Origin of the sequence: Prosthecobacter sp., from assembly GCF_029946185.1 — a bacterium.
In the GTDB taxonomy this organism is placed as follows: domain Bacteria; phylum Verrucomicrobiota; class Verrucomicrobiia; order Verrucomicrobiales; family Verrucomicrobiaceae; genus Prosthecobacter.
In genome coordinates this window covers 1-3,615 of the sequence record NZ_JAQSEA010000142.1, presented here as the reverse complement: position 1 = coordinate 3,615, position 3,615 = coordinate 1, and the positions used below count along the sequence as shown (strand labels likewise).

Genomic DNA, 3,615 nt, shown 5'->3' with positions numbered 1-3,615 from the left:
ACGCTTTGGCCCAGCTTCAATTTGCCGTCCCAGGCTTCACTGGCGGCGAAGTTCTTTTTGACGACTTCGATCTCTGCGCCGGGTTTGCAGCCACCGGTGGCGCTGCCGAAAAGGTGGTCCAAATGCAGCGCCTTGATGACGTTGTGCGTGCGGATGCCGTGGGCCGAGGCCATCTCGCAAAAACGTGCGGCATCATCGGCTTCCGCCTTCGTGTAGCCACGGTGCTGGTAGGCAGTGCGGACGAGATCGTTGTGGGCTTCAGTGGGAACGACGTGGTAGGTGGTAGGCATGGCTTGGCGGATGATGGAGAGAGTGGCGCGATGCGCAAGAATCAGAAACAACGAAGGCGCTGCCCGGCTGGACAGCGCCTCCGCTCAAACAGGTTTCAACCGGCCTTCTTACTTGCCCTTAAACACGTCGTGGCAGGCCTTGCAGTTGACCGCCTTTTTCCACTCGCTCATGCCACTGGCGTCCTTCGCTTTCACCTTGGCCAGCGCGGCGGAGAGCGCCTTGGTCTTCTCCTCCCAGACCGCCTTGTTACCCTTGGATGGCGTGGCTGCGCAGATCGCCTCGATACCTTGGATCAGAGTGTCCAGCTCGGCGTCGGTGGCTGCGCCTTTGCCGACTTTCTTGGCGATGGCATCCTCGGGCTTGAAGTCCTTTTTCATGACATCCTTGATGACTGAATCTGCGGAGGCAGAACCAAGACTGGCGATGGCAAGCATCAGGGTGAGTGCGATTTTCTTCATGGAGTGGGGTGTAGGCGTGGTGTGAATTTTCCGGTCTGCGGAAAGCAGAAAATCAAGCGTACCGCATGCCAAAGAACAATCAAAAACGCCTGCGTTTGCCTCTTGAGATTACTTTTTGTTGCCCTCGCTCTGTCTGTGCTCATTGATGGGATCATCCGATGCCGCCGCCTTCTACATCCTCAGGCATGAAGAGCTTCCGTGTTCTGGCTGCCTTCGTCATTCTGGCATCGATCATCAGTCATTCCGCCCACGCCCACCCCGCCGACCAAAGCGAGATGCGCGTGCGGCCCAAGATGCAGCAACTGGAGATCCGCCTGACGTTCAACCTCCTCACGCTCACGCAATTCACCGGTATTGATGAGGACGGCGATGCAAAGATCAGCATGGCCGAGCTAGCCGCCGCGCAGCCACGCATTGCGACGTATCTGAACCAGCACATCCATGTGGAGATCAACCAGCAAAAAGCCCTGCTGGGCTCCGGCGTGCGTTTTGAAATGCTCTGGCCGGATGCCGCGCACACGCCCCCCATGGCCGAGCCCGAGTATGCGGCGCGCAAGGTGGATGTGACCTTTGTGCAAACCATCACGGGCAAGGTGCTGGAGGACTTCTGGCTGAGCTTCGATATCTTCGAGCAAACCGGGCCGATGCAGACGGTCCACGCCCTCTATGAGCAGGACGGCCGCACTGAAGACGTGACCTTCACCGCGCAAGAGCCGGAGTATCTCTATGACACCGGTTACGCGGACGATCCCTTCGTGCAGGACGCGGCGAAGAAGAAAGCCGCACCCTCGGCTCCGCCCTTCACAAACGCTCCCCTGCCCTCTCCCACGGCGGCAGAGCCACCCTACGCAGTTCCAACCGCAAGGCTGGCACCAGCGCTAGACGGCTCGCCTGCCGCCTTCACGAATGCAGCCACTGGCAATTCCGCCGTCACACTCGCCAGCTCCATCGACCCCACCGACACACCCACAGATTCCCTCCATGAGCACTGGTGGATGATCCTCACCGCCATGATTTTGGTCATCATCGTCATCGGCCGCAAGCTCCAGCTCAGCGCCCGTGCCCGACGCGCCAGCACGCGCCGTCGCTCCCGGAGGAGATAGCCACCCAAGGCATCTGGAAGACCTCTTGAACTCCCGCGTACTTGCTCACGAGGATCAACCGCTCGTTTCCATGGCCATGGCGGCCGGTGTCTGGAATTCCCCACGAAGTTCCGCGATCTGACCTTTGAGCGTTGCGATTTTTTCCAGGAGATTGGTTTCATCAATCGCAGCGCGCTTGATCCGCTCCTCCCAGTGAGTCGTGCCTTCCTGCGCACCCCCATTCTGACCATCCGAGACCGCCGGCAGGTGCGACCGTGTGCGGGCGCGGAGTTCGAGGGAACGCGAGTTTTGCCGCAGAAAATGCAGACGCGTCTCCTCACGCTGAAGATCATCACGCAGGCGGCTGAGCCGGCTGTTTGGCCGCAGTTCGCTGATCATCGAAACACCCGCTTTCGTCTCGGGTGTGGCAGAAGCTTCATCCGCTGCGTTGCCGCCCCTGAAGCCTTCGACCGCAGCCACGCGCGCTGCTGCGCCTTCAGCCTCCGTCTTGCTGGACTGAATGCGCTCCATGATGTGACGCAGCGCGCCCAGTGACATGAGGATCTCGTCCTTCGCACTGCGAGATTCAGGTGAATCCGCCTCGGCCTGCTGCAGCCGGTTCAGGCATAGATCCATCCGCTCTTTCCATTCCAGCAAAGTGGAGATCTGCGTCTCCCAGCCGCTAAGCTGCTGGCGTGCGTCTCGGATCTGCACGGTGAGTGCGGCGCTTTCCTGGTCATGCAACTGACGCGCATCCTTCGACAAGGAGCGCAGTTCATCATACATCACCCGCTCCTGCTGGGCAGAGGAAGTCAGCGTCGCGATTTCCTGGCGGAGGTCTTTTTCCTGCGCAGTCATCAGCTCCAGACGCTTGCGGGTCTCGATTTCCTGATGGTTGACGGAATCACAGCTCGCCGTGGCCGTGGCAAGCTGCTGGGTGATGTCGTTCAGGGCAGTGTCAAGCTGGGCACGCCGCTGCGAAGCCTCTTCCACCTGCCGTCCCAGCAGTCCCAGCCGCAGCTCCGCATCAGCCACATTGGCCTGCCGGGAGGTCAGCGCTTCCAGCGTCACCTTCAAGTCATGCGCCATCAAAAGTTCCTGCGTCACAGCATCCAGCGCGGTCTGGGTTTCCACCAGCTTTTGCTCCTGGCCTGCCAGACTGGCTGAAGTGGTCGTCAGGTTCTGCTCCGTCGTCTGCACCACCGCCTGGAGTTCGGACAGCTTGGCCGTGGCCGCCGTCACACCGGCCTGTTGCTCAGCCAGTTCCTTGCGCGTGGCCACCACCGCCGCGGCAGAAGCCACATACTCCTGCTGGGACTGGCGGACTGCTGCGGCAGATGCTTCCCGCTCCTGTTCGCGTCGGGCGATCTGCGCTTCGACTTCACGCAAAATCATCTCCTGATTTTGCTGGCGCATGAGCAGATTTTCCACTTCATGGGTCAGGGCCATCCGCCGCTCCTCGGCCTGCTGGCATTCATGCAGCGCCTCCTGCAGTCGCACCGCAGCGGTGTCGATCTCTGAATGACGGGCTTCCAATCGGATGCCCGCCTCTTCATGCTCCTGGCTGAGACGCTGCAGCGTGATCTCGGTGCCAATGCGCTCCTGGCGCAGCGCCTCCAGCTTCCCGGTCTGCTCCTGAGTCTGGCTCTCCAACTGCCCGGACTTCTGCTCCAGTGTACGGATGCGGTCTTCCAGGCCGGCTTCCTTCTCCTGACCCTCCTGCAATTTCTGGGTGAGTGAGGCCAGCCGCGTCTCAGCGGCCAGGCAGTCATCCCGCGTGCTCT

At 60.9% G+C, this 3,615-nt stretch carries 3 protein-coding genes and 1 pseudogene; 1 reads left to right on the top strand and 3 read right to left on the bottom strand.

Translation table 11 applies throughout. The features are described 5' to 3' along the window. Both PSV43_RS12155 and PSV43_RS12150 read right to left on the bottom strand, forming a co-directional pair. Positions 1 to 290: pseudogene (locus PSV43_RS12155) on the bottom strand (lactate dehydrogenase); the annotation flags it as partial. 108 nt (positions 291 to 398) lie between these two features. Further along, positions 399 to 749, bottom strand: a complete 351-nt coding sequence (locus PSV43_RS12150; RefSeq protein ID WP_300197199.1) for a hypothetical protein — start codon at positions 747 to 749, stop codon at positions 399 to 401. Between the two features lie 185 nt (positions 750 to 934). Here PSV43_RS12150 and PSV43_RS12145 point away from each other — a divergent pair, with 185 nt between their 5' ends. Next, the gene (locus tag PSV43_RS12145; protein ID WP_300197196.1) at positions 935 to 1,852 is read left to right on the top strand and encodes a hypothetical protein; all 918 of its coding nucleotides are present in this window, start codon (positions 935 to 937) and stop codon (positions 1,850 to 1,852) included. Between the two features lie 54 nt (positions 1,853 to 1,906). Here PSV43_RS12145 and PSV43_RS12140 read toward each other — a convergent pair. Then, the coding region (locus PSV43_RS12140; protein ID WP_300197193.1) for a hypothetical protein at positions 1,907 to 3,615 on the bottom strand (1,709 nt) is incomplete at its 5' end.